General features: G+C 73.6%; 16 protein-coding genes and 2 pseudogenes. 3 read left to right on the forward strand and 15 right to left on the reverse strand.

Annotated elements, in window-relative coordinates:
* Positions 1-187: 187 nt before the first annotated feature.
* Positions 188-1,702, forward strand: coding sequence for a hypothetical protein (locus AC6I72_RS19190; protein WP_498004740.1), 1,515 nt, complete (start codon positions 188-190; stop codon positions 1,700-1,702).
* A 240-nt stretch (positions 1,703-1,942) separates the two neighbouring features.
* On the opposite strand, the gene AC6I72_RS19195 is transcribed toward AC6I72_RS19190, so the two are convergent.
* Together AC6I72_RS19195 and AC6I72_RS19200 are read right to left on the reverse strand one after the other, a co-directional pair.
* Positions 1,943-2,734, reverse strand: coding sequence for an ABC transporter ATP-binding protein (locus AC6I72_RS19195; protein WP_498002230.1), 792 nt, complete (start codon positions 2,732-2,734; stop codon positions 1,943-1,945).
* On the reverse strand, positions 2,727-3,641 hold the full coding sequence (locus AC6I72_RS19200) for an ABC transporter permease (RefSeq protein WP_498002233.1): 915 nt from the start codon (positions 3,639-3,641) through the stop codon (positions 2,727-2,729). Before AC6I72_RS19200 ends, AC6I72_RS19195 begins: the two co-directional genes overlap by 8 nt.
* A 182-nt stretch (positions 3,642-3,823) precedes the next feature.
* On the opposite strand from AC6I72_RS19200, the gene AC6I72_RS19205 reads away from it, so the two are divergent.
* A complete protein-coding gene (locus tag AC6I72_RS19205; protein ID WP_498002235.1) occupies positions 3,824-4,450 on the forward strand; it encodes a TetR/AcrR family transcriptional regulator in 627 nt (208 codons plus the stop codon).
* Here the strand turns inward: AC6I72_RS19205 and AC6I72_RS19210 are convergent.
* From AC6I72_RS19210 to AC6I72_RS19235, 6 genes and pseudogenes are all read right to left on the reverse strand, one after another.
* Positions 4,437-4,682: pseudogene (locus AC6I72_RS19210) on the reverse strand (ADP-ribosylglycohydrolase family protein); the annotation flags it as partial. The gene AC6I72_RS19205 and the pseudogene AC6I72_RS19210 overlap by 14 nt on opposite strands.
* 86 nt (positions 4,683-4,768) lie before the next feature.
* Positions 4,769-4,846, reverse strand: a pseudogene (locus AC6I72_RS19215) (ADP-ribosylglycohydrolase family protein); the annotation flags it as partial.
* A gap of 19 nt (positions 4,847-4,865) precedes the next feature.
* Positions 4,866-5,846, reverse strand: a complete 981-nt coding sequence (galE, locus tag AC6I72_RS19220; protein WP_498002237.1) for a UDP-glucose 4-epimerase GalE — start codon at positions 5,844-5,846, stop codon at positions 4,866-4,868.
* Between the two features lie 122 nt (positions 5,847-5,968).
* The gene (locus AC6I72_RS19225; protein ID WP_498004741.1) at positions 5,969-7,591 is read right to left on the reverse strand and encodes a glycosyltransferase family 2 protein; all 1,623 of its coding nucleotides are present in this window, start codon (positions 7,589-7,591) and stop codon (positions 5,969-5,971) included.
* 44 nt (positions 7,592-7,635) lie between these two features.
* Positions 7,636-8,922, reverse strand: coding sequence for a glycosyltransferase 87 family protein (locus AC6I72_RS19230; protein WP_498002238.1), 1,287 nt, complete (start codon positions 8,920-8,922; stop codon positions 7,636-7,638).
* Positions 8,923-9,124: 202 nt separating this feature from the next.
* Complete coding sequence (locus tag AC6I72_RS19235) at positions 9,125-9,607, reverse strand: MarR family winged helix-turn-helix transcriptional regulator (protein WP_498002240.1); 483 nt, start codon at positions 9,605-9,607, stop codon at positions 9,125-9,127.
* A 136-nt stretch (positions 9,608-9,743) separates the two neighbouring features.
* Between AC6I72_RS19235 and AC6I72_RS19240 the strand changes: the two genes are divergently transcribed.
* Positions 9,744-10,157: an organic hydroperoxide resistance protein gene (locus AC6I72_RS19240; RefSeq protein WP_037862593.1), complete on the forward strand. Its 414-nt coding sequence runs from the start codon at positions 9,744-9,746 to the stop codon at positions 10,155-10,157.
* On the opposite strand, the gene AC6I72_RS19245 is transcribed toward AC6I72_RS19240, so the two are convergent.
* From AC6I72_RS19245 to AC6I72_RS19275, 7 genes are all read right to left on the reverse strand, one after another.
* The gene (locus AC6I72_RS19245) at positions 10,147-11,520 is read right to left on the reverse strand and encodes a hypothetical protein (RefSeq protein ID WP_498002242.1); all 1,374 of its coding nucleotides are present in this window, start codon (positions 11,518-11,520) and stop codon (positions 10,147-10,149) included. The genes AC6I72_RS19240 and AC6I72_RS19245 overlap by 11 nt on opposite strands.
* Positions 11,517-13,799, reverse strand: a complete 2,283-nt coding sequence (locus AC6I72_RS19250; RefSeq protein WP_498002243.1) for a bifunctional glycosyltransferase/CDP-glycerol:glycerophosphate glycerophosphotransferase — start codon at positions 13,797-13,799, stop codon at positions 11,517-11,519. Before AC6I72_RS19250 ends, AC6I72_RS19245 begins: the two co-directional genes overlap by 4 nt.
* An 8-nt stretch (positions 13,800-13,807) precedes the next feature.
* Complete coding sequence (locus tag AC6I72_RS19255) at positions 13,808-16,096, reverse strand: CDP-glycerol glycerophosphotransferase family protein (RefSeq protein ID WP_498002244.1); 2,289 nt, start codon at positions 16,094-16,096, stop codon at positions 13,808-13,810.
* Positions 16,097-16,178: 82 nt separating this feature from the next.
* Positions 16,179-18,545: a bifunctional glycosyltransferase/CDP-glycerol:glycerophosphate glycerophosphotransferase gene (locus AC6I72_RS19260; protein WP_498002245.1), complete on the reverse strand. Its 2,367-nt coding sequence runs from the start codon at positions 18,543-18,545 to the stop codon at positions 16,179-16,181.
* A gap of 178 nt (positions 18,546-18,723) precedes the next feature.
* The gene (locus AC6I72_RS19265; protein ID WP_498002246.1) at positions 18,724-19,635 is read right to left on the reverse strand and encodes a carbohydrate ABC transporter permease; all 912 of its coding nucleotides are present in this window, start codon (positions 19,633-19,635) and stop codon (positions 18,724-18,726) included.
* Positions 19,632-20,984: a carbohydrate ABC transporter permease gene (locus tag AC6I72_RS19270; RefSeq protein ID WP_498002248.1), complete on the reverse strand. Its 1,353-nt coding sequence runs from the start codon at positions 20,982-20,984 to the stop codon at positions 19,632-19,634. Before AC6I72_RS19270 ends, AC6I72_RS19265 begins: the two co-directional genes overlap by 4 nt.
* A 7-nt stretch (positions 20,985-20,991) precedes the next feature.
* Positions 20,992-22,446, reverse strand: a complete 1,455-nt coding sequence (locus AC6I72_RS19275) for an ABC transporter substrate-binding protein (protein WP_498002250.1) — start codon at positions 22,444-22,446, stop codon at positions 20,992-20,994.
* Positions 22,447-22,644 lie beyond the last annotated feature (198 nt).

The following is a 22,644-nucleotide window of genomic DNA, read 5'->3' on the forward strand; positions in this document are numbered from 1 at the left end:
TCAAAAGCCCGGGGCGCCCTCATGCTGATTTCTTGCGGTCGTTTAGGAAACGACGCACGGTGAATTTACCTTTTCCTGTTATTCGAGATCATTCGGATAAAGTGTCGCGCGTGACTGTGCACCTCGCCGGGGACCGTCCGGCCGGAAATACAGCGAAGAGTCTGACGCAGGGAATTCCGGCACGATGATGCGCGCCGCGCCGCCCGAGGTACGTCCCGCCGGCCGTGCGATGTCCCGGCCGCCGGTCTTCGTGAAACGTTCCGCCGCTCCCCGGACGGCCGCCGCGCTGCTCGTCGTGCTGCTGCTCCTGGTGATCGTCAGACTGCCCTGGGCCGGTGACCTCGGCATGCACGCGGCCACCATCGAACGCCTGCGCCACAGCCTGCTGCACCCGGGCAACCCGCTCGTCGACACCGACACCCCGAGCCCCTACTACTCGCCGTGGATGCTGCTGCTCGGCTCCGTCGCCCGTCTGAGCGGCTGGTCCGTCTTCGTCGTGCTGCGGCTGGCCGCGCTCGCCGGACTGACGCTGCTGGTCACGGGCGTGCGCCGGTACGTGCGGACGCTGAGCGCGCACCCGGCCGCGCCCGCCCTGGCCGCGCTGAGCCTGGTGCTGCTGTGGGGGACCGCCCTCATCAACTGGAGCGGCTTCGTCTCCCTCAACTCGCTCGCGCTGACGGTCTCGTACCCCAGTGTGTTCGCGCTCGGCCTGGCCTTCCACCACTGGGCGTGGCTCACCCGGTCCCTGCGCGCGCCGGCCGGGTGGGAGGTGTGGCTCGGCCTGGGGGCGCTGTGGGCGGTGATCCTGCTCTGCCACCAGTTCACGGGGATCGTCGACACGCTGGGCGCGCTCGCCCTGGTGATCGCCGCCCGGCCGCCGCGCGCGCAGTGGCCCAGGATCGCCGCGTCGGCCGCGCTGGGGCTGCTGGTGCTGTGGCTGTGGCCGTACTACGACTTCTTCGCGCTGTTCGCCGCCGGGCGCGACCTGGAGGGCGTGCACCGCGCGCTGTACACGGACTTCGCGGGCCGGTACTGGCTGGTGCTGCTCGGGGTGGCCGCGCTGGCCGTGCGGTGGCGGCGCGACCGGTGGGATCCGCTGGCGCTTTTCTTCGCGCTGGGCGCGCTGGTGTGCGCGGCGGGCTTCGTCAGCGGCCACTACTCCTGGGGCCGCGCCCTGCCCGCCGCGATCGTCCCGGCGCAGCTCGCCGTCGCGCTGGAGGTGGTCGGCCGGGGCCGGAAGGCGGTGCGCACCGGGTGGGCCTGGGCCCTGGCCGGCGCGCTCGCCCTGGGCGCGTGGACGCAGGCGGGTGTGCTCGGTTACGTCGTGGGCCGGGCGGCGCTGCCGGCGGCGCTCGCCGTGCACTACACGGCCCCGTGGGCGGGGTACCACTGGATCACACCGCACGTGAGGTACGGGGACGTGGTCATGGCCCGCGACGTCCCGTCCCGGCTGATCCCGGCCTACGGCGCCTACACCGTCGTCCCCGGCTACCCGGAGTTCTTCCTGCCGGACGAGGCGCGGCGGGCGCGGGCCGTGCAGCGCTACTTCGCGCGCGGCACCCCGCGGGGGGCGCGCCGGGACATCCTGCGGGCGTACCGCGTGCGCTGGGTGGTCGACGGCAGGCAACCGCGCCGGGACCCCGGCCTGCGGCCGGTGGCCCACGGGCCGGGCGGACAGGTGCTGTACGCCGTGGTGCCGTGAGCCCGGCCCGCGCGCGCCCCGGTCCCGGCGCGAGGTGCCGGGGCGCGCGGGGGCCGTCCGTCCCTAGGCCCTGTCGTCAAGTTCCCGCCTGCCTCGCGACGCCATGCACGCACTCTCGCCGCACCGGGCCCGGACCCGAGTACGTCCAGTACGAGGGTCAGGGCCCGGCACGCCGAGAGCACGCACCTGACGCCGCGAGGCCCGCCCTCCGGGCGGACGACGGGAATGTGACGACAGGACCTAGGACTTCCCGCTGGTGAAGGCCTCGTAGGCCTTGAGGACCTCGTCGGTGGGGCCGTCCATGCGCAGGACCCCGCGCTCCAGCCACAGCACGCGCTCGCAGGTGTCGCGGATCGAGTTGTTGTTGTGGCTGACCAGGAAGACCGTGCCCGCCTGCTTGCGCAGTTCGCGGATGCGTTCCTCCGAGCGCTTCTGGAACTTGCGGTCGCCGGTGGCCAGCGCCTCGTCGATGAGGAGGACGTCGTGGTCCTTGGCGGCGGCGATGGAGAAGCGCAGCCGCGCCGCCATGCCGGAGGAGTACGTCCGCATCGGCAGCGTGATGAAGTCGCCCTTCTCGTTGATGCCGGAGAAGTCGACGATCTCCTGGTAGCGCGCCTTGACCTGCTCGCGGGACATCCCCATGGCCAGGCCGCCGAGGTGGACGTTGCGCTCGCCGGTGAGGTCGTTCATCAGGGCCGCGTTGACCCCGAGCAGGGACGGCTGGCCGTCGGTGTAGATCTTGCCGCTCTCCACCGGCAGCAGGCCCGCGATGGCCTTGAGCAGGGTGGACTTGCCGGAGCCGTTGGTGCCGATGAGGCCGATCGCCTCGCCCTTGTACGCGACGAACGAGGCCTTCTTCACCGCGTGCACCCGGCGCACGCCCGCGGCCTTCTCCGCCCTGCCGGGGCGCACGATGCGGTGGAGCGCGGCGGTCGCGGAGCCGCGCCCGGCGCCCGTGCCGTGCACCCGGTAGACGATGTCCACCTGGTCGGCGACGACGGTGGGGACCTTCTCGCTGGTCTGCTCAGCCACGTCCGTACCTCTCCTCGGCCTTCCAGAAGTAGACGAACCCGCCGACGCCGGCGAGCAGCGCCCAGCCCACGGCGTACGCCCACACGTGGTGCGGGAGCTGGTGGGCCTTGAAGCTGTCGATGAGCGCGAAGCGCGTCAGGTCGATGTAGACGGCGGCCGGGTTGATCTCCAGCAGCGTCTTGACGATGTGCGGCATGCTGCTGTGCTTGAGGGTCGCGTCGATGCTCCACATGACACCGGAGACGTACATCCAGGTGCGCAGCAGGAACGGCATCAGCTGGGCGATGTCCGGGGTCTTCGCGCCCATCCGGGCCACGACCATGGACACGCCCGCGTTGAAGACGAACTGGAGCACCAGCACCGGCACGGCCAGCGCCCAGGAGGCGGCGGGCATCACGCCGAAGCAGAGCAGGATCACCACGAGGGCGGCCATCGAGAACAGCAGCTGCTGGAGCTGCTGGAGCGCGAAGGAGATCGGCAGCGCGGCCCGCGGGAAGTGCAGGGCCCGTACGAGGCCCAGGTTGCCGGAGATCGCCCGGGTGCCCGCCATGATCGAACTCTGCGTGAACGTCCAGATGAACACGCCGGTGACCAGGAACGGGATGTAGTCCGAGACGCCCCGGCTGGTGCCGAGCAGGACGCCGAAGATGAAGTAGTAGACCGCCGCGTTCAGCAGCGGGGTGGCGACCTGCCAGACCTGGCCCAGCTTCGCCTGGCTGTACTGGGCGGTGAGCTTGGCGGTGGCGAAGGCGGTGATGAAGTGGCGCCGCGCCCACAGTTCGCGCACGTAGGCGGGCAGGGTGGGGCGGGCGCCGCTGACGGACAGGCCGTGGCGGGCGGCGAGCGCCCCCAGGTCGTCCTCGGCCTGGGCCGGGGCGGGGGGCGGTGTGTGGAGGACCTGGCTCACATCCGCTGCTTTCGCTCGGGGGGAGGGGGCGCGGGAGCGGGCTCCGTGTCCACCACCCGTTTCCTTACGGTTCTCTTCACGTTCTCTTACGTCGGAACGGAACCGTATCGTCGCAACGTGAGCGTAGGCCCAAGTGACGTCGCAACGCAACCGTTTCGTCGTCACGCCCTATGCTGGAGCCCATGACGACGAACGCCGGCGGTTCCCAGACGTCCCAGCGCCGCCGTGCTCCCGCGGGGGCGGCCGTGCTGAGGGAGGACGTGACGGAGGCGATCCGGGCCGCCGTCTTCGGGGAACTGGCGGCCGTCGGCTACGCGCGCATGTCCATCGAGGGCATCGCGCGGCGCGCGGGCGTCGGCAAGACCGCGGTGTACCGCCGCTGGCGCTCCAAACTGCACCTGGTGCTCGACGTCGTCTCCGCGCTCGCCGTCCAGGGCCTGCCCGCACCCGACACCGGGTCCCTGGAGACGGACCTGCGCCTGCTGTACGAGGTGACCTCGCGCGCCCTGCGCCACCCCGTGGCCTCGCAGATCCTTCCCGACCTCCAGGCCGAGGCGGCCCGCAACCCCGACCTCGCCGAAGCCGTGCAGAAGGCCCTGCGCGACGGCCAGGAGGGCGTCGCCAGCAGCATCCTCGCGGCGGCCGAGGAGCGCGGCGAGGTCCGCGCCGGACTCGACCGCGACCTGGCCCTCGACCTGATCTCCGGGCCGCTGTACTGGCGCGCCGTCGTCATCCGCAGCCCGAAGCTCCCCAAGGGGTATCTCGGCGGCCTGGCCCGGGGGACGGCTCAGGCGCTCAAGGCGCTGTGACGGCCGCCGGGCACCGCCCCGGCGCGGTCAGCCCGGGTGAGCGCGGCTCCCGGCCGCCCCAGCCGGGCAGCGGCACGTGCAGCGCGTCGGTCCACCGGGCCGGGACGGCACCGGCGTCGTGGACGGCACCGGGCAGGCCGCCGCTGACGGCCGCCACGGTGTCCGCGCCGCCGCCGAGGCCGGCGGCGGCGTGCACGGCGTCCTCGCTGGAGGCGGTGGTGCGCAGCGCCCGGACGGCGAGGCCGGGGCACGGCCGGCCGGCTCCGTCGAACCGTGCGGGAAGCGGCGGGTGAGAGCGCGCTCGGGGCCGGACTCGAAGGGGGCTCCGAGGGCGTCGCCGACGGCGGAGCCGAGCAGGGCGCCCACGGCGCGTCCGGTCCGGGCGGGGCCGGTCACGGCGGCAGGCCGGCGGGTGTCAGTCGCGGGCCGCCTCCGGGTGGTGGCGCAGCCAGCCCTCCCAGGCGGAGGTGATCATGTCGTGGACGTCGTGCTTGGCCTTCCAGCCGAGTTCGGTGGCGATGCGGTCGGCGGAGGCCACGACGCGGGCCGGGTCGCCGGGGCGGCGCGGGGTGACCGTCGGCGGGCGGTGGTGCCCGGTGACGGCGCTGATCGTGTCGATCATCTCGCGCACCGACACGCCCTCGCCGCGGCCGATGTTCAGGGTCAGTTCGAGTCCGGGCGTGGCGCGCAGCGCGCGGGCCGTGGCCACGTGGGCCTCCGCGAGGTCCACCACGTGGATGTAGTCGCGGACGCAGGTGCCGTCCGGGGTGGCGTAGTCGTCGCCGAAGATGCGCGGCGCCGCGTTCTCGGTCAGCTTCTCGAAGACCATGGGGACGAGGTTGCAGACCCCGGTGTCCGCCAGGTCCGGGGCCGCCGCGCCCGCCACGTTGAAGTAGCGCAGGGAGGCCGTGGACAGGCCCGCGGCCCGGCCCGTGGCCCGGACCAGCCACTCACCGGCCAGCTTCGTCTCCCCGTACGGAGACATGGGCACGCACGGGGTCTCCTCGGTGACCAGGTCCACGTCCGGCATGCCGTAGACGGCCGCCGAGGAGGAGAACACGAAGGCGCCGACGCCGGCGGCCGTCACCGCCTCCAGCAGGACGCGCAGGCCCTCCACGTTCTCCCGGTAGTACTGCAGGGGCAGGTCCACCGACTCGCCGACCTGCTTCTTCGCCGCGAGGTGGACGACGCCGGTGATCCCGTGCCCGGTGAGGGTCCGCGCCACCCGGTCGGCGTCCAGGGTGGAGCCCACCACCAGCGGGACCCCGTCGGGGACGCGCTCCGCGATGCCCGTGGACAGGTCGTCGTAGACGACGGCCTGCTCGCCCGCTTCGGTCATCGCACGGACGACGTGCGCTCCGATGTAGCCGGCGCCGCCGGTGATCAGCCAGGTCATTGCGGGCGTCTCCTCATCAGTTGGCCCAGGTGGTGCTGTGGTGCAGGTGGTGCTGTGGTGCAAGTGGTGTAGGCGGTGCAGGTGGTGCGGTGGTGCTCGTCAGCTGGGATGCGTGCAGGCCGTCATCCGGTTCCGGTTCCCCGGCCCAGCAGGCGGCGGAGCCTGCCGCGCAGGACCGTGGTGGCGCCGCGCCAGCCGGTGGCCAGGCGCAGGGCCAGGGCGCCGGAGTGCGTGGCGTAGGGCTGGACGAGCAGGACGCCGAACCGCAGGCTCGGCACGACGCTGCGGCGCAGCAGTCCGGTGTCCGCCCAGGCGTGAGCGGTCACCTCGCGGCAGGTGCCGTCGGCGAAGAGCACCCGCAGGCGCAGGTCCCACGTCCCGGCGCCCAGGGCCGCCAGGTCCACGACCGTGTCGGCCCGCCAGGTGTCACCGGCGTCCGGCCGCAGCGCCACGGTGGCGCGCTGCGCGACGCGGCCCGCCTCGCGGTGCAGCCACTCCACCTCCAGCGTGCGCGGCTTCGCGGCCGCGACCCTGCCGTACATCTCGTGCAGGCGCAGCCGCAGCAGGGTGGCGCCCCGCGCGCGGGGGCGCAGGGCCGCGTCCACGGTGAGCGGCAGCCGGTGCGCCGGCCAGGACAGGTAGGGCTCCAGGGTCAGCTCGGTCAGGTCGTCCGACCAGACGGGGACGCCGTCCGCGTCCCGCGCGTAGGGCGGGCACAGCCGGGCTGGCCGGGCGGCCAGTTCCTTCAGCCGGGGCAGGTCGCGCGGCTCGGGCGAGGCCAGCACGACCCGGGCGATGAGATGGCCGGGCGCGGTCGGCTCGGCCGTCCAGTCCCCGGCGTCGTATCCCTGGAGGTAGGTGCGGGTGTGGGACCACCAGGCGCGGCGGTACTTCGCGTCGCGCAGGGTCAGCTCGCGCGCGTACATGCGCAGCTCGTGCTCCAGGAACTTGGCGCGGGCCGAGCGCGCCAGTTCCTTCTGCCCGGCGTTCAGCAGGATCTCGTACGCCTGCCGGTTCGCCTCGGTGCGGGCCTGCCAGTTCTCGACGTGGGCCCGGTCCAGGGAGATGGACAGCTGTTCGGCGGAGCGGCGTACGTTCCACACGTACACCTGGTCCGGGACGAAGGCCATGCGCGGCGCTGCGGCCAGGACCCGTGCGGTGAACACGATGTCCTCGTAGGGGAAGCGGCCCTCGGGGAAGCGGATGCCGTGCTCACGGAGGAAGGCGGTGCGGTACAGCTTGTTGACGCACAGCGTGTCGTGCACGATCCCGGGCTGCTGCACGGGGTGCGCGAGGACGGTGGTGTCCGCGTACAGCTCGCCCTGCCAGGGCACCTCGCGCCCCGAGGGCAGCTCGCGGCGCACGCACAGTCCGCCGGCGACCTGCGCGTCCTCCTGGTCGGCGGTGGTGAGCAGCGCGTCGACCGCGCCCGGCGGCAGCACGTCGTCGCTGTCGAGGAACATCAGGTACGGCGACGTCACCGCGTCGATGCCGGTGTTGCGCGGGCTGCCGCAGCCGCCGCTGTTGGTCTCGCGCCGGATCACCCGCAGCCGCGGCTCGTCCTCGGCGAGGTGTCTGAGCAGTTCGTGGGTGCCGTCGGTGGAGCAGTCGTCGACGGCGACGACCTCGCGGACCATGGGGCCCTGGACGAGCGCGGAACGTACCGCGTGCGCTATGCGGTCGACATCGTTGAAGCCGATGACGACGACGCTGACGTGCGGGTTCTGCTGCGGGTGCAGGTGCATGGAGTCCACGGCCGAATATCGTAGGTGTGGTCGGTAATCTCCCGTTAAGTGGAACTCAGTGTCCCGGACGGAAGACGGTGCGGGTCCTGCTCGGGTTGTCTGCGGGGCACCACGGGTCTCGTCGAGCGCCACAGCCGGACGAACGAGACTACCGTGGCCACGGCCAGCAGGCCGTTGCGGGTCAGCATCAACACACAACCCGTCCACGTGCAGTCCGCCACCTGACTGTAGAGCGTCGGGTAGGCGATCGCGCTGACCAGGCAGGCGCAGGCGATCATCGTGGCCACCGGGCGCTGGGTGGTCTGCCGTGAGGTCAGACACACCGCGGCGAGTCCCAGCAGCCAGACCATGTACTGCGGGCTGATCACCCTGCTGGTCACGGTGAACAGCAGGACGGCGCTCAGCGCGGCGTCGCAGGGCGTGGCCGGGGTCCAGTGCCGTGCCCGCACCCGCCACAGGAGCAGCAGGGCGAAGGCCGCCGCGGACAGGGCCAGTGAGACATGTGCCACGGTGGTGACGTGCGGTCCGGTGAACTCCAGCGCCCCGTACTGGTAGCGCACGGCGCCCGGCCAGCCCGCGTGGGTGGCGAAGGCGAGCACCGTGCCGCCGAAGGACTCGATCTGCACGCCCCGGCCGCCCTGCTGGCGCACGAAGGCCAGCGGGTTGCGGAAGGTCCCGGCGAGGACCAGCGCGCCCGCGGCCCCGGTCCCGGCCGCCCAGATCCAGGCGGAGCGTGTCGTGCGTCCCCGGGGGGTGCCCAGCAGCACCAGGGCCGGCCACACCTTCACCAGCGCGCCCAGCGCGGCGAGCGTGCCGCAGGCGCGCGGCGAGCGGCGCAGCGCCAGCAGGGACAGCACGGCGAAGGCGGTGACCTGGATGTCGTAGCGGGCCAGCGGGACGTGCAGCAGCAGCGGCAGGCCCAGCGTCCAGTAGCCGGCGCCGCGCAGGCTGCGGCCCGGCCGGGTGCCCGCGCGGGCCAGTGCGAGGGTGATCACCGCGTCGGCGGCCAGGGTGAGGGCGACGAACGCCTGGAAGTACGTCAGCCAGGGGAGCAGCGCCGGCGACAGCAGGACCGGTCCGGCGCCCGGCGGGTACTGCCACAGCGTGTCGTGCGCCGGGAAGGCGCCGTGGGAGAGGACGAGGTACCAGTGGTGGTACAGCTTCCACACCTCGCGCGCCACCGCGCCCCCGCCCAGGCCGGGCAGCGTGTCGTGGGCGAGCAGCCACAGCGTCAGGGCGCGGGTGAGGAGCCAGGCGGCCGTCAGGGTGAGGAGGCGGTGTTCCGCCGAGAGGCGGATCAGGGCACGCGGCACGCTCCGGAAGGCACTCATCACGGCGGATCGTAATGCGTGCGAATGCCGTGCCCCAGTCGATACGCGGGCAAATCACCGGTAAGAGGTCGCCGAGCGTGCCTGATCGGGCATACCGGGTCGGTGCCGTGCCGTGCCGTGCCGGTGCCGGTGCCCGTGCGGGTGTCGGTGCGGGCGGGTACCGGCGGGTGTCGGCGTGGGTGCGGGTGCGGGTGCGGGAGGGTCAGCCGGGGAGGCCGGCCGCCGCCGTGTCCAGGGCCTCGGTGAGCCGGGCGAGGCGCAGGTGCAGGTCCGCCGCCTCCTCGGCGGAGAGGCCGGTCGCGGTCATGATCGCGTGCGGCACCCGGGCCGCCCGCTCGCGCAGGGCGGTGCCCTGGCCGGTCAGCCGCACCTGGACCGACCGCTCGTCGCGCGCGCTGCGCTCCCGGGTCACCAGGCCCGCTGCCTCAAGGCGCTTGAGCAGCGGGGAGAGGGTCCCGGAGTCCAGGCGCAGGCGCTCGCCCAGCCGTTTGACGGGGGTCTCGCCCTGCTCCCACAGCACCAGCATCACCAGGTACTGCGGGTAGGTGAGGTTCAGCTCCTTGAGGAGGCCGCGGTAGACGCCGGTGAAGGCGCGCGAGGCGGCGTGCAGCGCGAAGCAGACCTGGTGGTCCAGGTGGAGCCACTCCTCGTCGGGGGCGGGGGTCCGCGGTGCCTCGGTCGTCATGCGCCCAGGGTACCTCTGGCGTAATTCAGTTGTGTACAACTTAATTGTGTGCTCTACTCATGGTCGTCCGGACCGGGCGCCCCAGGCGCCCGCGGACGGCACACGCTCCTCGACGCAATGACAGGGATGGTTCTCCATGGACGCGCTCTACACCGCCGTCGCCACCGCCACCCACGGCCGTGACGGCCGCGCCTTCAGCTCCGACGGCAAGCTGGACGTGCAGCTCGCCCCGCCCGCCGAACTCGGCGGCGACGGACAGGGCACCAACCCGGAGCAGCTCTTCGCCGCCGGGTACGCGGCCTGCTTCGCCAGCGCCCTCGCCCTCGTCGGCCGCAAGGCCAAGGCGGACGTGAGCGACGCCGCCGTCACCGGTGAGGTCGGCCTCAGCAAGCAGGGGGAGGGCTTCGCCCTCGCGGTCACCCTGCGCATCGAACTGCCCGACACCGTGGACGCGGCCACCGGCCGCGAGCTGGTCGAGCAGGCCCACCAGGTCTGCCCCTACTCCAACGCCACCCGCGGCAACATCCCGGTCGAACTCGTCATCGAGTGACGGTCCCCTCCGGGCTGCGCTCCTCGCCGGCCGCGCTGCGCGCGCGGGGTCCCGGGATGCCCGCCGGCCGGGGCGCCCCCGGGGCCGGCGCGTGCAGCAGCAGCGGCAGCCCCAGCACCGGCAGCAGCCAGGCCAGCACGATCAGCCGCTCGCCCCACACGGTGATGTCGGGATGCGCGGCCTGGTTGAGGAACCCGGTGCACGCGGCCGCCACGACGAAGGCGCCGAAGGCCCGCTCCCGCGTGGGACCGGCACGTCGGCGGGCTCCGAGGGAACCCCAGGCGCCGGCGGCGAGCAGTGCCGCGAACAGCGGCTGCCACAGCTGACGGCGCAGCCACTCCCGCCAGAAGTCCAGCTCCAGGTGCAGCAGCTCGGACCACGGGCGGGCCCGGTCGGGCCGGGCGTAGTGGCCGGTGAGCAGGTCCTGGAGGCTGTCGTACTCGGACGGGTAGTGCAGCGCCCGCGCCACCAGCAGGGTGCCGGCGACCGCGCAGCACGCCACCGCCGTGACCGCCGCGACCGCGCGCCGGGCCGGTCCGGGCCGCGCCCGCCGGCGCAGGACGGTCAGCGCGCCCGCGGCGGCCAGGCACAGCCCGAGGAAGAGCGCCTGGGAGTGCTTCACCGTGAACAGCGCGAGCAGGGCGCCCGCCACCACGGCCGGCCCCAGCCGGGCGCGCCCGTCCAGAGCCAGCGCGCAGCCCCACAGCGCCGCCAGGGTCAGCGCCGTCATCAGGCCCTCGGTCATCGGCCGCATGGCGGTGGTGCCGCACGGCAGGACGTAGTACAGGGCCTGGCCGGTCAGCGCCAGGGGCACCGGCACCCGGCGGCGGCGCAGCAGCAGGTACACGAGGACGCCGCCCGCCACCGTCACGGTCACGCCCGCCGCCCACAGGCCCCAGGTCGCCCCGAGGACGGTGACGAAGGGGACCAGGAACACCGGGTAGCCGGGGCGTACCTCGAAGATCCGCATGAAGCGCACCGGCATGAACGGCAGGGTGTGCCCGCCCCGCTGCCCGGCCCGCAGCCGCGCGTCCACGGTGCGCCACAGCCCGTCCCGGCACTCCTTCGCCACCCGGGCGGCCGGGCTCGGCGTGCGGAAGCGCAGTACGTCCACACGGTGTTCGCGGCGGGCGCGGGCGGCCCGTCCCGCACAGGCGTAGTCGATCGTGACGGCCGCCGTCTCCCGCTTGTCCGCGCCGCCGAGGCTCAGGGCGTAGGACAGGTAGTTCTTGGTGTCGGGCGTGTCCCGGCCGGTGACGGTGCCGAGCTGGAGCAGCGCGAACACCGCGGCGAACAGCAGGACCCAGCCGCGCGGCCCGCGCAGACGGGCCGCCGCCTCCCGCGCCCGGGCGCGTGCCCTCATGACGGGGCGAGCCGGCCGTGGCCGGAGAGCTGGGCGGGCACCTGGGCGGCGGCGGGCGGCGCGGCCGCGGCGACCGTGCCGGACGCGGCGGGGCCGGGCGGGGTCCAGTCCCGCTCGCCGAGGATCAGCGTGCGCACCACCCGTTCCGCCGCCCACCCGTCGTCGAACGCGCAGTAACGGGCCCGGAAGGCCGCGCGCAGACGTGCCGACTCCGCGTCCCGCCAGCTCCCCGACGCCAGCAGCCAGGCCAGTTCCCGGTAGGAGCGCGCCACGTGGCCCGGCGGCTCGGCGGTGATGTCGACGTACAGGCCGCGGCTCGCCGTGTACGCGCCGAGGTCGTCGGCGTGCAGCACGATCGGCCGGTCCAGGGCGGCGTAGTCGAACATCAGGGCGGAGTAGTCGGTGACCAGGACGTCGGAGGCGAGCATCACCTCCTCGACGAACGGTTCGTCCGTCGCGTCCACCAGCACACCGCGCCGGTGCAGCTCGGCCAGGCCCAGGCCGCGCGCGGGGCCGTTCGCCAGCGACGGGTGCAGCCGGACGACGAGGGTGTGCCCCTCGCCCAGGTCCGCGGCGAGCCGCGCCGCCTCGAAGCGCTCGGCGTACCCGCCGCGCCGGTACTCGCGCGGCGTCGGCGCGTACAGCACCACCGTGTGGTCCGCCGGGATGCCGAGCCGGGCGCGCACCGCGGCCCCCGGCTCGCCGCCCTGCCCCGCACGGGCCCGCACGAGGACGTCGTTGCGCGGGCTCCCGGTACGCGCGGAGGCGAAACGGCACGGGTAGGCCCGCTCCCAGACCAGCTCGGAGTGGAGGTTGGCGACCAGGCTGTGGTCCCAGCGGTCGGCGCGGCGCAGCATGCCCGGGACGTCCAGGCCGTGCCGGGCGCCCGGCTTGGCCAGCAGGTCGGCGCCCATGAACTTCAGCGGGGTTCCCTGATGGGTGTGGATGTGGACGCTGCCGGGACGCTTGGCGGGCACGTCGGGCCAGTTGACGTTGTTGACGAAGTACCCGGCCCGCGCCGCGAGTTCACGGAAGCGCAGGGTGCCCGGCAGCACGTACTCGACGCCGGGCGGCAGCAGTCCGGCCCGCCGCGCCTGCTCCGCGTCGCGCACCACCCACACCCCGCGCAGGTGCGGGGCGATCTCCTTCGCCCTGCGGTGCACGGCCGCCGGGTCACCGAGCACCCCGCGGTGCGAGAACGCCGAGTACAGGACGAGGTCCTCGTCCAGCGGCCGGCGGGTGTGCAGCGCGGCCCAGCCGCCCTTCACCCCGCGCGCCGCCACCCGGCGGCCCTGCCGCGCCCGCCGGCCCAGCTCCCGTCCGGCCCGCGCGGCCTGCCGTCGCAGCCGGTAGGCGGCCCAGCTGCCCTCCAGTGCGGCGACCGTGCCGTCCACGGGCGCGTCCGCGGGCCGGTGCGCGCGGAACAGTTCGGCCGTCCGGCGGAAGAACTCGGCCTTGTCCGCGGGCGGCAGCCGGTCCGGCTTGGCCAGGATGTCCAGGCAGTGCTCGCCCATCTTGCGGTGCAGGTACGGCCGCCAGGAGGCCAGCTCCGGGTGCGCGTCCACGTACGCGAAGACCCGCTCGTACTGGTCGTGGACGTCGAAGTGCTTGCGGCTGGTGGTGGACAGGATGTTGCCCTGCCGGCGCTGCCGGTACAGCAGGCAGATCCGGTCCAGCACGGCGATCCGGCCGGCGGTGAGCAGGACCGGGAAGGTCCAGGGGGTGTCCTCGTAGTAGCCGGGCGGGAAGGTGAAGCCGTGCGCCTCGACGAAGTCGCGCCGGTACAGCTTGTTCCACACCACCATGAGCAGGTCCAGGATCTCCGGCCGCTCGGCCGCCGCGAACGTCCCCTCGCCCGCCTCGGCCAGGACCCTCGCCAGGGCGTTGCGCCGCGTCCCGCCCCACCAGAAGGTGCGCGCGTAGTCGAAGACCAGCACGTCGGGGTCGCGGGTCTCGGCCAGCCGGTCGGCCATGGCGCGCAGCGCGCCCGGGGTGAGGGTGTCGTCGCTGTCGAGGAAGAAGAGGAAGTCGCCGGTGGCCGACGGCATCCCGGCGTTGCGGGCGCGGCCGAGCCCGACGTTCTCCGGCAGGTGCAGCACGCGCACGCGCGGGTCGCGTTCGGCGTACTCGTCGAGGATCGCGCCCGAGCCGTCGGGTGAGCGGTCGTCGACGGCGATCACCTCGATGTCCCGGAAGGACTGCCCGAGGACCGAGTCGAGGCACTCGCGCAGGAAACCCTGCACGTTGAAGCAGGGAACGATGACGCTGAAGCGGGGCACTGCTCTCGTCAGCTCCTCACGAAGGGGGCGGCGGACCGTACGGCGGGCACGCCGGTCCTGGTGAAGGGCACGGCCGCCGGGGCCGGGACACGGGCGGCGAGGGGGATCACCGGCGGCAGCGCCGCCTCGGGCTCACCGAGGAACACCCGGCGCACGACGCGTTCGGCGGCCCGGCCGTCGTCGAACTGGCAGAACCGCTCCCGGAACGCCGCCCGCAGCGCCGCCGAACGGGCCCCCGCGAAGGAGCCGTCGCGGAAGAGGGCCGCCAGTTCCCCGGGCGTGTGCGCCACCGGGCCCGGCGGGCTCGCGAGCAGGTCGAAACAGACGCCCCGCGTCTGGCGGTACACGTCCCAGTCGTCGGCGTACACGACGATCGGGCGGTCCAGGTTGGCGTAGTCGAACATGATCGACGAGTAGTCGGTGACCAGCGCGTCGGCGGCCAGGCACACCTCCTCGGTGGAGCGGTGCGCGGTCACGTCGATGACCCGCCCGCTGCCGGCGCGGCCGCCCCGGTCGTAGAAGTAGTGGGCGCGCAGCAGTACGACGACGTCGTCGCCGGCCGCCGCGCAGAACTCTTCCAGGTCCAGGCCGGGTTCGAAACCGGTGTGGTGGTCACGGTGGGTGGGGGCGTACAGGACGGCCGTCGCCCCCTCGGGCACGCCCAGCGCGCGGCGGACGCGGGCCACGTCCTCGGCACCGGCCGTCAGCAGGAGGTCGTTGCGCGGATAGCCGTACTCCAGGGTCTCGTACGCGCCGGGGAAGGCCCGCTCCCACACCTCGGTGGAGTGCCGGTTGGAGGAGAGGTTGTGGTCCCAGCGGTCCACGCGCCGCAGCAGCTTGGTGAAGCTGCCCGACTGCGCCGCGACGACCGGGTACGTCGACTGGTCGCAGCCCATCGTCTTCAGCGGGGTGCCGTGCTGGGTCTGCACGTGCACGCTGCCGGGCCGCTTGACGACGGCGTCGGGGAAGTTCGCGTTGTTCACCAGGTACTTGGCGCGGGCCAGCACCTTCCAGGCGCGGGGGCTGCCGATCAGCGCGTGGTCGACGCCCTCGGGCAGGGTGTGCTCGTGGCCGGGTTCGACCAGGAACACCGCCCGCAGGTGCGGGGCGAGTTCCAGGGCCCTGGCGTGCAGGGCGGCCGGGTTGCAGGCGTAACCGCGGCCCCAGTACGCGCAGTACACGACGAGGCCGTCGTCGAGTGGCCGGCGCAGGTGCCACCGGTAGGCGAGGCGCGTGCGCACGGCGCGCAGGCCGGACGCGGCGCCGGCGCCCGCCCGCACGGCCCGCCCGGCGGCCCCGGCGGCGGCAGCGCGCACACGGAAGACCGGGTGGGCCAGGGGCGCGGGCAGCCGGGGCGGCGGAGCGGGGTGGCCGGCGGGCGGGCGGAACCCGGCCGGGCGGTGGTGGCGGTCCAGCAGACGGGCCCGGTCGAAGAAGGCGCGGCGGCGGCCCGCGGGCACCCGCGCCGGGTGCCGGGCCGTCTCCGTCACGACCTCCATGACCTGGGCGAACAGCGCCGCGAACCGTTCCGCGGACAGACCCTGTTCGCTGGCCCGGACGAGCACCCGTTCCGACTGGTCGAGGAGGTCGAACTGGTGCTCGCCCGGGAGTTCGAGCCGGCTGCCCTGCCGGCGCAGCAGATGCCGTACGACGACCCGGCGCAGGACCGCGATCCGCTCGGCGGCCAGCACCACCTGACCGCCCCAGGCGAGGTCGGTGTGGTGCCCGGGCGGGAAGGCGAGCCGGTGGCCGGTCACGAAGGCACGGCGGTAGGCGGCGCTCCACGCGGGCAGCCGCACACCGGTCAGCCGGGGGGCGCCGGCGGGCGCGAAGGCCTGCTCGGGCAGCGGGTCGGGAAGACCGGCGGGCAGGCCGGCGGGGAGGGCCCCGGGCGGGTCCGCGGGCCGGGGCAGCCCCTCCCACCAGGGCATCCGCTCGTGCTCGAAGTACAGCGCGTCGACGTCGCCGGTCTGCGCCAGACGCCCGGCCAGCGCGGTCAGCGCGCCCGGCGTGAGCACGTCGTCGCCGTCCAGGAACAGCAGGTAGGCGCCGGTCGCGGCGGCCGTCCCCGCGTTGCGCGCGCCGCCCAGCCCGGCGGACGGCGGCGAGTGCACGGGCCGCACCCGTGAGTCCCGCCGGGCGTGCGCGGCGGCCACGTCGGCGGCCGGGGCGCCGGGGCCGTCGCAGACCGGGATCAGCTCGAAGTCGCCGTAGGACTGGGCGAGGACGGAGTCCAGCGCCAGGGACAGCCGGCCCGCCACACCGTGGGACGGGACGATGATGCTGAAGCGCGGCATGCGGCTCTTCCTTCGGGGGCTCTTGGTCGGTGACTCGTGTCGCGGCCGGTGACCGCGGACTCTCGTCGCGGGCTCTCGCCGGTCAGTGCTTCTCGGTGACGCTCTGCGGGCCCGCGGGCGGGGGCACGGTGGCCAGCCGGGAAGGGGCCTGGGCCGTGGCGGCCCGCGACGGCACCGGGCGGCGCCCGGCGAGCGGCACGACGGGCGGCAGCCCGGACGCCTGGTCGGTCTGGCCGAGCACCACGTGGCGCACCACCCGTTCGGCGGCGCGTCCGTCGTCGTGGGGGCAGAACCGCTCGCGGAAGGCGGCCCGCGACCGGGCGGAGCGGGAGTCGCGCCAGTGGCCGCCGGTGAGGATGCCGGCCAGTTCGTCCGGGGTGCGGGCGACGGCGCCGGGCGGGTGGGCGCGGACGTCGAAGTAGGTGCCGCGGGCCGCCTCGTACGCCTCCCAGTCGTCGGCGTACACGACGATCGGGCGGTCCAGGCCGGCGTAGTCGAACATGATCGACGAGTAGTCGGTGAGCAGGACGTCGGAGGCCAGGCACAGGGACTCGACGCTCGGGTGCGCGCTGACGTCGATGACCCGGCCGCCCGGTGCGGGCGCGGCCTGTGCGTCCTGGGCAGGAGCGTCCGGAGCGCCCGGAGCGCCCGGGGCGGGACCGTCCGGCACGGGACCGCCGTGCGCGGGGGTGAGCGGGCCGTCCTGGAAGTAGTGGGCGCGGGCCAGGACTACGAAGCGCGGACCGAGCCGCCGGGCGAGGCGCTCCAGGTCCAGAGCGGGGCGCTGGGTGCGGCGGTAGTCGCGGTGGGTCGGCGCGTACAGCAGCGCGACCACGTCGTCCGGGACGCCCAGCGACGCGCGCAGCGCCGTCACGTCCTGCTCGGTCGCCCGCTGGAGGACGTCGTTGCGCGGGTAGCCGTACTCCAGCGTGGTGTAGCGGCCGGGGTAGACGCGTTCCCAGGTCAGGGTGGTGTGCCGGTTGGCCGACAGGACGTAGTCCCACTTGTCGACGCCCCGCAGCAGTTCCGCGAAGTCCATGCCGCGGGCCGCCGCGGGCCGCTCCTGGAGGTCCAGGCCCATGTGCTTGAGCGGCGTGCCGTGCTGGGTCTGCACGAAGACCTGGCCGCGCCGCTTGACCAGGCGGCGGTCGAAGTTGACGTTGTTCACCAGGTACTTGGAGCGGGCCAGCGCCGTCCAGTACGCCGCCGAGCCCCAGGTCAGCGGGCGGGTGCCGGGCGGGAGGGTGCCGTGGTGGCCCGGGCGGGCGGCCCACGCCGTGCGGATGTGCGGCGCGAACTCGCGGAACGCCGCCTCCAGCGCGCCGGGGTTGCAGCCGTACCCGCGCCCCCAGTACGCGGCGAACACCGCCCGGTCCTCGCGCAGCGGCAGGCACAGCTGGATCCGGTAGTGCGCCCGGAGCAGGGCGGCCCGCAGCGCCAGCAGCGCGGTGAGGGCGGTTTTCGCGGCCCGGCGGCGCAGGGTCATCACCAGCCGCAGCAGGCGGAACGTGCGGTGCAGGCCGAGCCGGACCAGGGCGTGCCGCAGCCGGGGGCGCGGACCCGGCCGGGCACCCGGGCAGCGGTAGCGGCGGTAGTACGTGCGGGCCCGGCGCAGGAACTCGGCGCGGCAGCCGCGCGGCAGCCGGCCGGGGCGGGTGAAGACGGTGGTGAAGTGGTCGATCATGCGGCGGAACAGCACCGGCCGCCAGCAGGCCAGTTCGGGCCGCCGGTCCAGGAACGCGAACACCCGGTCGTACTGCGCGAAGACGTCGAAGTGCCGGCGGGTGGTGGTGCCCAGGATGCTGCCCCGCCGCCGCTGCCGGTAGTGCACGCACACCCGGTCCAGGGTGGCGATCGATCCGGCGGCCAGCAGCGCCGGGTACGTCCAGGGCGTGTCCTCGTAGTAGCCGTCCGGGAAGGCGAGGCCCTCGCGCCGCACGAAGTCCCGGCGGTACGCCTTGTTCCAGGCCACCATCAGCACCCTGAGCAGCCCGGGGCGGTCGGCCAGCCGGAAGGGGGCCGGGCCGTCCTGGCGCAGCGGGCCGGTGACGTCGTCGCGGACGGCCCGGCCGGTCCAGTCGGTGCGGGCGAAGCCGTAGACCAGGAGGTCGGGGTCGCCGGTCTCCTTCAGCCGGGCGGCGATCGCCCACAGCGCGTCCGGAGTGAGGGTGTCGTCGCTGTCCAGGAAGAGCAGGTACTCGCCACTGGCCTGTGCCATCCCGGCGTTGCGGGCGGCGCCCAGACCCCGGTTCTCGCTCAGGTGGACGGCGCGCACGCGCGGGTCGCGGGCCGCGAACTCGTCGATGATCTCCCCGCAGGCGTCCGGTGAGCAGTCGTCGACGGCCACCAGTTCGAGGTCCATGAAGGACTGGGTGAGCACCGACTCCAGGCACTCGTGCAGATACGCCTGAACGCGGTACACGGGGACGATGACACTGAACCTGGGCAACGGGACATCCAAGGGTCGCGCGGGCGGTCGGTGCTGCCGTGCCCGGAAACGGCCGATGGGGTGAATTGGTTACGGTTCGCTACGGCATATGGGGGATCGTGGGTGAACGGAAAGGGGCGGACCGGTGTCGGTCCGCCCCCTGAAGGGTCGTGCGGGAGGCCCGCCGCGTGCGCGGCGGCTACTTGACGGCGCCTGCCATCACGCCGGAGACGAACTGCCGCTGGAACGCGAAGAACACGGCCAGCGGGATCACCATCGAGATGAACGCGCCCGGCGCCAGGACGTCGACGTTGTTGCCGAACTGCCGTACCTGGGTCTGCAGGGCCACCGTGATCGGCTGGGTGCCGGACTTGGTGAACACCAGCGCGACCAGCATGTCGTTCCACACCCACAGGAACTGGAAGATGCCCAGGCTCGCGATGGCGGGTCCGCCCAGCGGCATCACCACCCGCGCGAACAGGCGCAGTTCACCGGCGCCGTCGAGGCGGGCGGCCTCCAGCAGCTCGCGCGGGATCTCCGCGAAGAAGTTCCGCAGCAGGAACACCGCGAACGGCAGGCCGTAGCCGGTGTGGAAGAGGATCACGCCGAAGATGGTGCCGAACAGGCCGATCCTGCCGAACAGTTCGGCGATGGGGATGAGGGCCACCTGCACGGGCACGACCAGCAGGCCGACCACGGCCAGGAACCACCAGTCGCGGCCCGGGAACTCCATCCACGCGAAGGCGTAGGCCGCCAGCGAGCCGACCACCACGACGAGCACCGTCGCGGGGACCGTGATCAGGACGGTGTTCAGCAGGGAGTTGGTGATGTCGCTGTTCTCCAGCAGCTTCTGGTAGCTGTCGAAGGTGAGCTGCGAGGGCTTGGTGAACACCGTCCACCAGCCGCCGGTGCTCATGTCCTGCGGTGAGCGCAGCGACGACAGCAGCAGGCCGATCGTCGGCACCAGCCAGAACAGGCCCACCAGGATCAGGAACACCCGGACCAGGCCCCCGCCGGCGATCTCCGCGAGCCGCGAGCCGAGCGGCTGCCGGGCCCCGGCGGGCCGCGCGGCGGGCACCGCCCGCGCCTTCGTGACGGCCTCGGTCGTCATCGCCGCACCTCCCGCCGCAGCCGCCTCATGTTGAACACCATCACCGGGATCACCAGCAGCAGGAGGAACACCGAGATCGCGCTGGCCACGCCCGGGCGGCCCTCCGAGAAGCCCTTGCGGTACAGCTCCAGGGCGAGCACGTTGGCGTCGTCCTGCGAGGAGCCGGGGGCGATGATGAAGACCAGGTCGAAGATCTTCAGCACGTTGATCATCAGGGTGACCGCGACGACCGCGAGCACGGGGGCGAGCAGCGGCACGGTGATCCTGCGGAACACCTGCCACTCGCTCGCGCCGTCCACGCGGGCCGCCTCCAGCAGCTCGCGCGGCACGCCCGCGAGCCCCGCCGCGATCAGCACCATCGCGAACCCGGCCCACATCCACACGTACGCGCCGATGATGGCCGGGGTGACCAGCGAGGGGCCGAGCCAGTCGATGCCGTTGTACGGTTCCTCGAAGTTGCCGGCGGGCAGCCGCAGCAGCGCCCCGTCGGCCTGCGCGGGCAGCGTGAACGTGCCGTCGGAGGCGGCCTTCGTGCCGGCCACCACCTTGCCGTCCTTGACCGCCTCGATCCGCATCCCGGCATAGCCCAGCTCGGACGGGTCCACCGCGCCGAGCCGGCCGACGCCCTTGCCGCGCGTGAAGTCCTGCCAGGTGGTGCCGGTGACCTTCCCCGGCTCGGCCGGTGCGGGGGCGGCCTTCTTCGCGCCGTCCGGCATCTGGTCGGGGGCGACGCCGACCAGCGGCAGCGCCACCGGCCGGCCCGTGTGCACCGGGCTCGTGGTCACGAAGCCCCCGTGGTCGGGCTTCAGCGGCGAGTCGCGGCCCGGGTGGGCCTTCGGGAACGCCGACGACTGCGCGAAGGTGTCGTGGACGCCGACCCACACCGCGTTGGCGACGCCCTTGTCCGGGTCCTGGTCGTACACCAGCCGGAAGATGATCCCGGCCGCCAGCATCGAGATCGCCATCGGCATGAAGACGACCAGCTTGAACGCCGTGCCCCAGCGCACCCGTTCGGTCAGCACCGCGAAGACCAGGCCGAGCGCGGTGGCGACCGCGGGCGCGACCACCACCCAGATGACGTTGTTCTTCAGCGCGGTGCGGATGCCGTCGTCGGTGAACAGGGCCTTGTAGTTGTCGAACCCGGTGAAACCGTGGCCGGAGGAGTCGTAGAAGCTGCGGACGAGCGAGTACCCGATCGGGTAGACCACGAGCGCGCCGAGCAGCACCAGGGCGGGCAGCAGGAAGAGGGCCGCCACGGTCCTGCGGGTGCCGGTCACGCTCTTGCGCGGGGAAGGGGCGGAGGGCGGCGCCGTCCGTGCGGCGGCACCCTCCGCGGCTGCCGGCGTCATCGCCGGGTCAGCTTCCGCCGCCGTAGGCCGCCGCGGCGTCCTTCTCCAGCTTCGCCTGGGTGCCCGCGACGTCCGAGGGGTTCTTCAGGAAGTCCTGGAGGTCCTTCCACTCGCCCTTGCCGGGGGTGCCGCCGAAGGCCTGCGGGGCCTGGTCGGACATGTCGAAGCGGAAGTTGTCGCCGGACTCGATCAGCGCCTTGGCGATCTTGCGCTGCACCTCGTTCGGGTACGCCGACTCCGGGACGTTCTTGTTCGGCGACAGGTAGCCGCCGAGCTTCGCCTGGATCGTCGCCGCGTCCGGCGAGGCCAGGAACGTCACCAGGGCCTGCGCCGCCTTGGAGTCCTTGAGGACCACCGCCGCGTCGCCGCCGGAGACCACCGGCGCACTCGCGCCCACGGCCGGGAACGGGAACACCTTCGCGTCGGTGCCCACCTTCGCCTTGGTCTCACCGATGTTGACCTGCGCGAAGTCGCCCTCGTAGACCATGGCGGCCTTCGGCTGGTCGCCTCCGGTGAAGGTCTGGGTGACGGAGGCCGGGAACTCGACCTGGAGCGCGCCGCTCTGCCCGCCCGCGATGTAGTCCTTCTTGGACCAGATCTGCGCGAGCGTGGTGAGCGCCTGCCTGACGGACGGGTCCGTCCACTTGATCTTGTGCTGGGCGAGCTGGTCGTACTTCTGGGGGCCCGCCTGGGACAGGTAGACGTTCTCGAACCAGTCGGTGAGGGTCCAGCCGTCCGCGCCGCCCACCGAGAACGGGGTGACCCCGGAGTCGTAGACCGCCTGCGCGGTGGTCAGCAGGTCCTTCCACGTCTTGGGCTCGCTCGCCCCGGCGCCCTCGAGGACTTTGGCGTTGTACCAGATCAGCGACTTGTTGGCGGCCTTGTAGTAGGTGCCGTACTGCTTGCCGCCGACCTTGCCGATGTCCTGCCAGCCCTGCGAGTAGTTCTTGGCGAGCTGCGCCTGCGCCTCTGGGCCGAGCGGCTTGGCCCACTTCTTGTCCACGGCCTGCTTGATGGCGCCCGGCTGGGGGAGCAGCGCCACGTCCGGCGGCTGGCCGCCCGCGATCTTCGAACCGAGGAAGTTGATGATCGGGTCCTGCGCGGGCACGAAGGTGACCTTGGCGCCGGTGCGCCGGGTGAACTCCGCGAGGACCTTCTTGAAGTTGGCCTGCTCGGCACCCGTCCAGACGGCGGCGACCTCCAGGGACGCGCCGTCCAGTCTGGGCAGGGTCACGGCCGGGCCGCCGGCCGCGTCCCCGCCGGCCGCGCTGCTGCTCGGGCCGCCGGCCTTCTTGCCGTCGCCGGAACCGCCGCACGCGGTCAGCGAGAGAGCCAGTGCGCCGACGGCGAGGACCGCCGCCGCCCTGGCCGCACGGCCGGCCCCGGCGGACCGCGCGGGTCTGCCGGCTCCCGCCGGGCTGATGGGCCTGTCTGTCCGGATGGTGCTGCGCCTGCTGTGCATCACTGCCCCGTTCTTCGTACTCGTCGAACGTCCGAGCGCTGTCCCGTGCGCACTGTCCTACGCCGGGGCCCGGATGTCGGCAAGAGCGCCCACCACCTCAACCCCGGGATCGTGATCAGGTCGTGACGGTGTGTCAGGGCCGCGGTCCGGGTGCGGGCCGCGCACGGCTCGGCGCGGCACCGGACCGCACCGCGGCGG

It is taken from the genome of Streptomyces sp. Xyl84, from assembly GCF_059731885.1.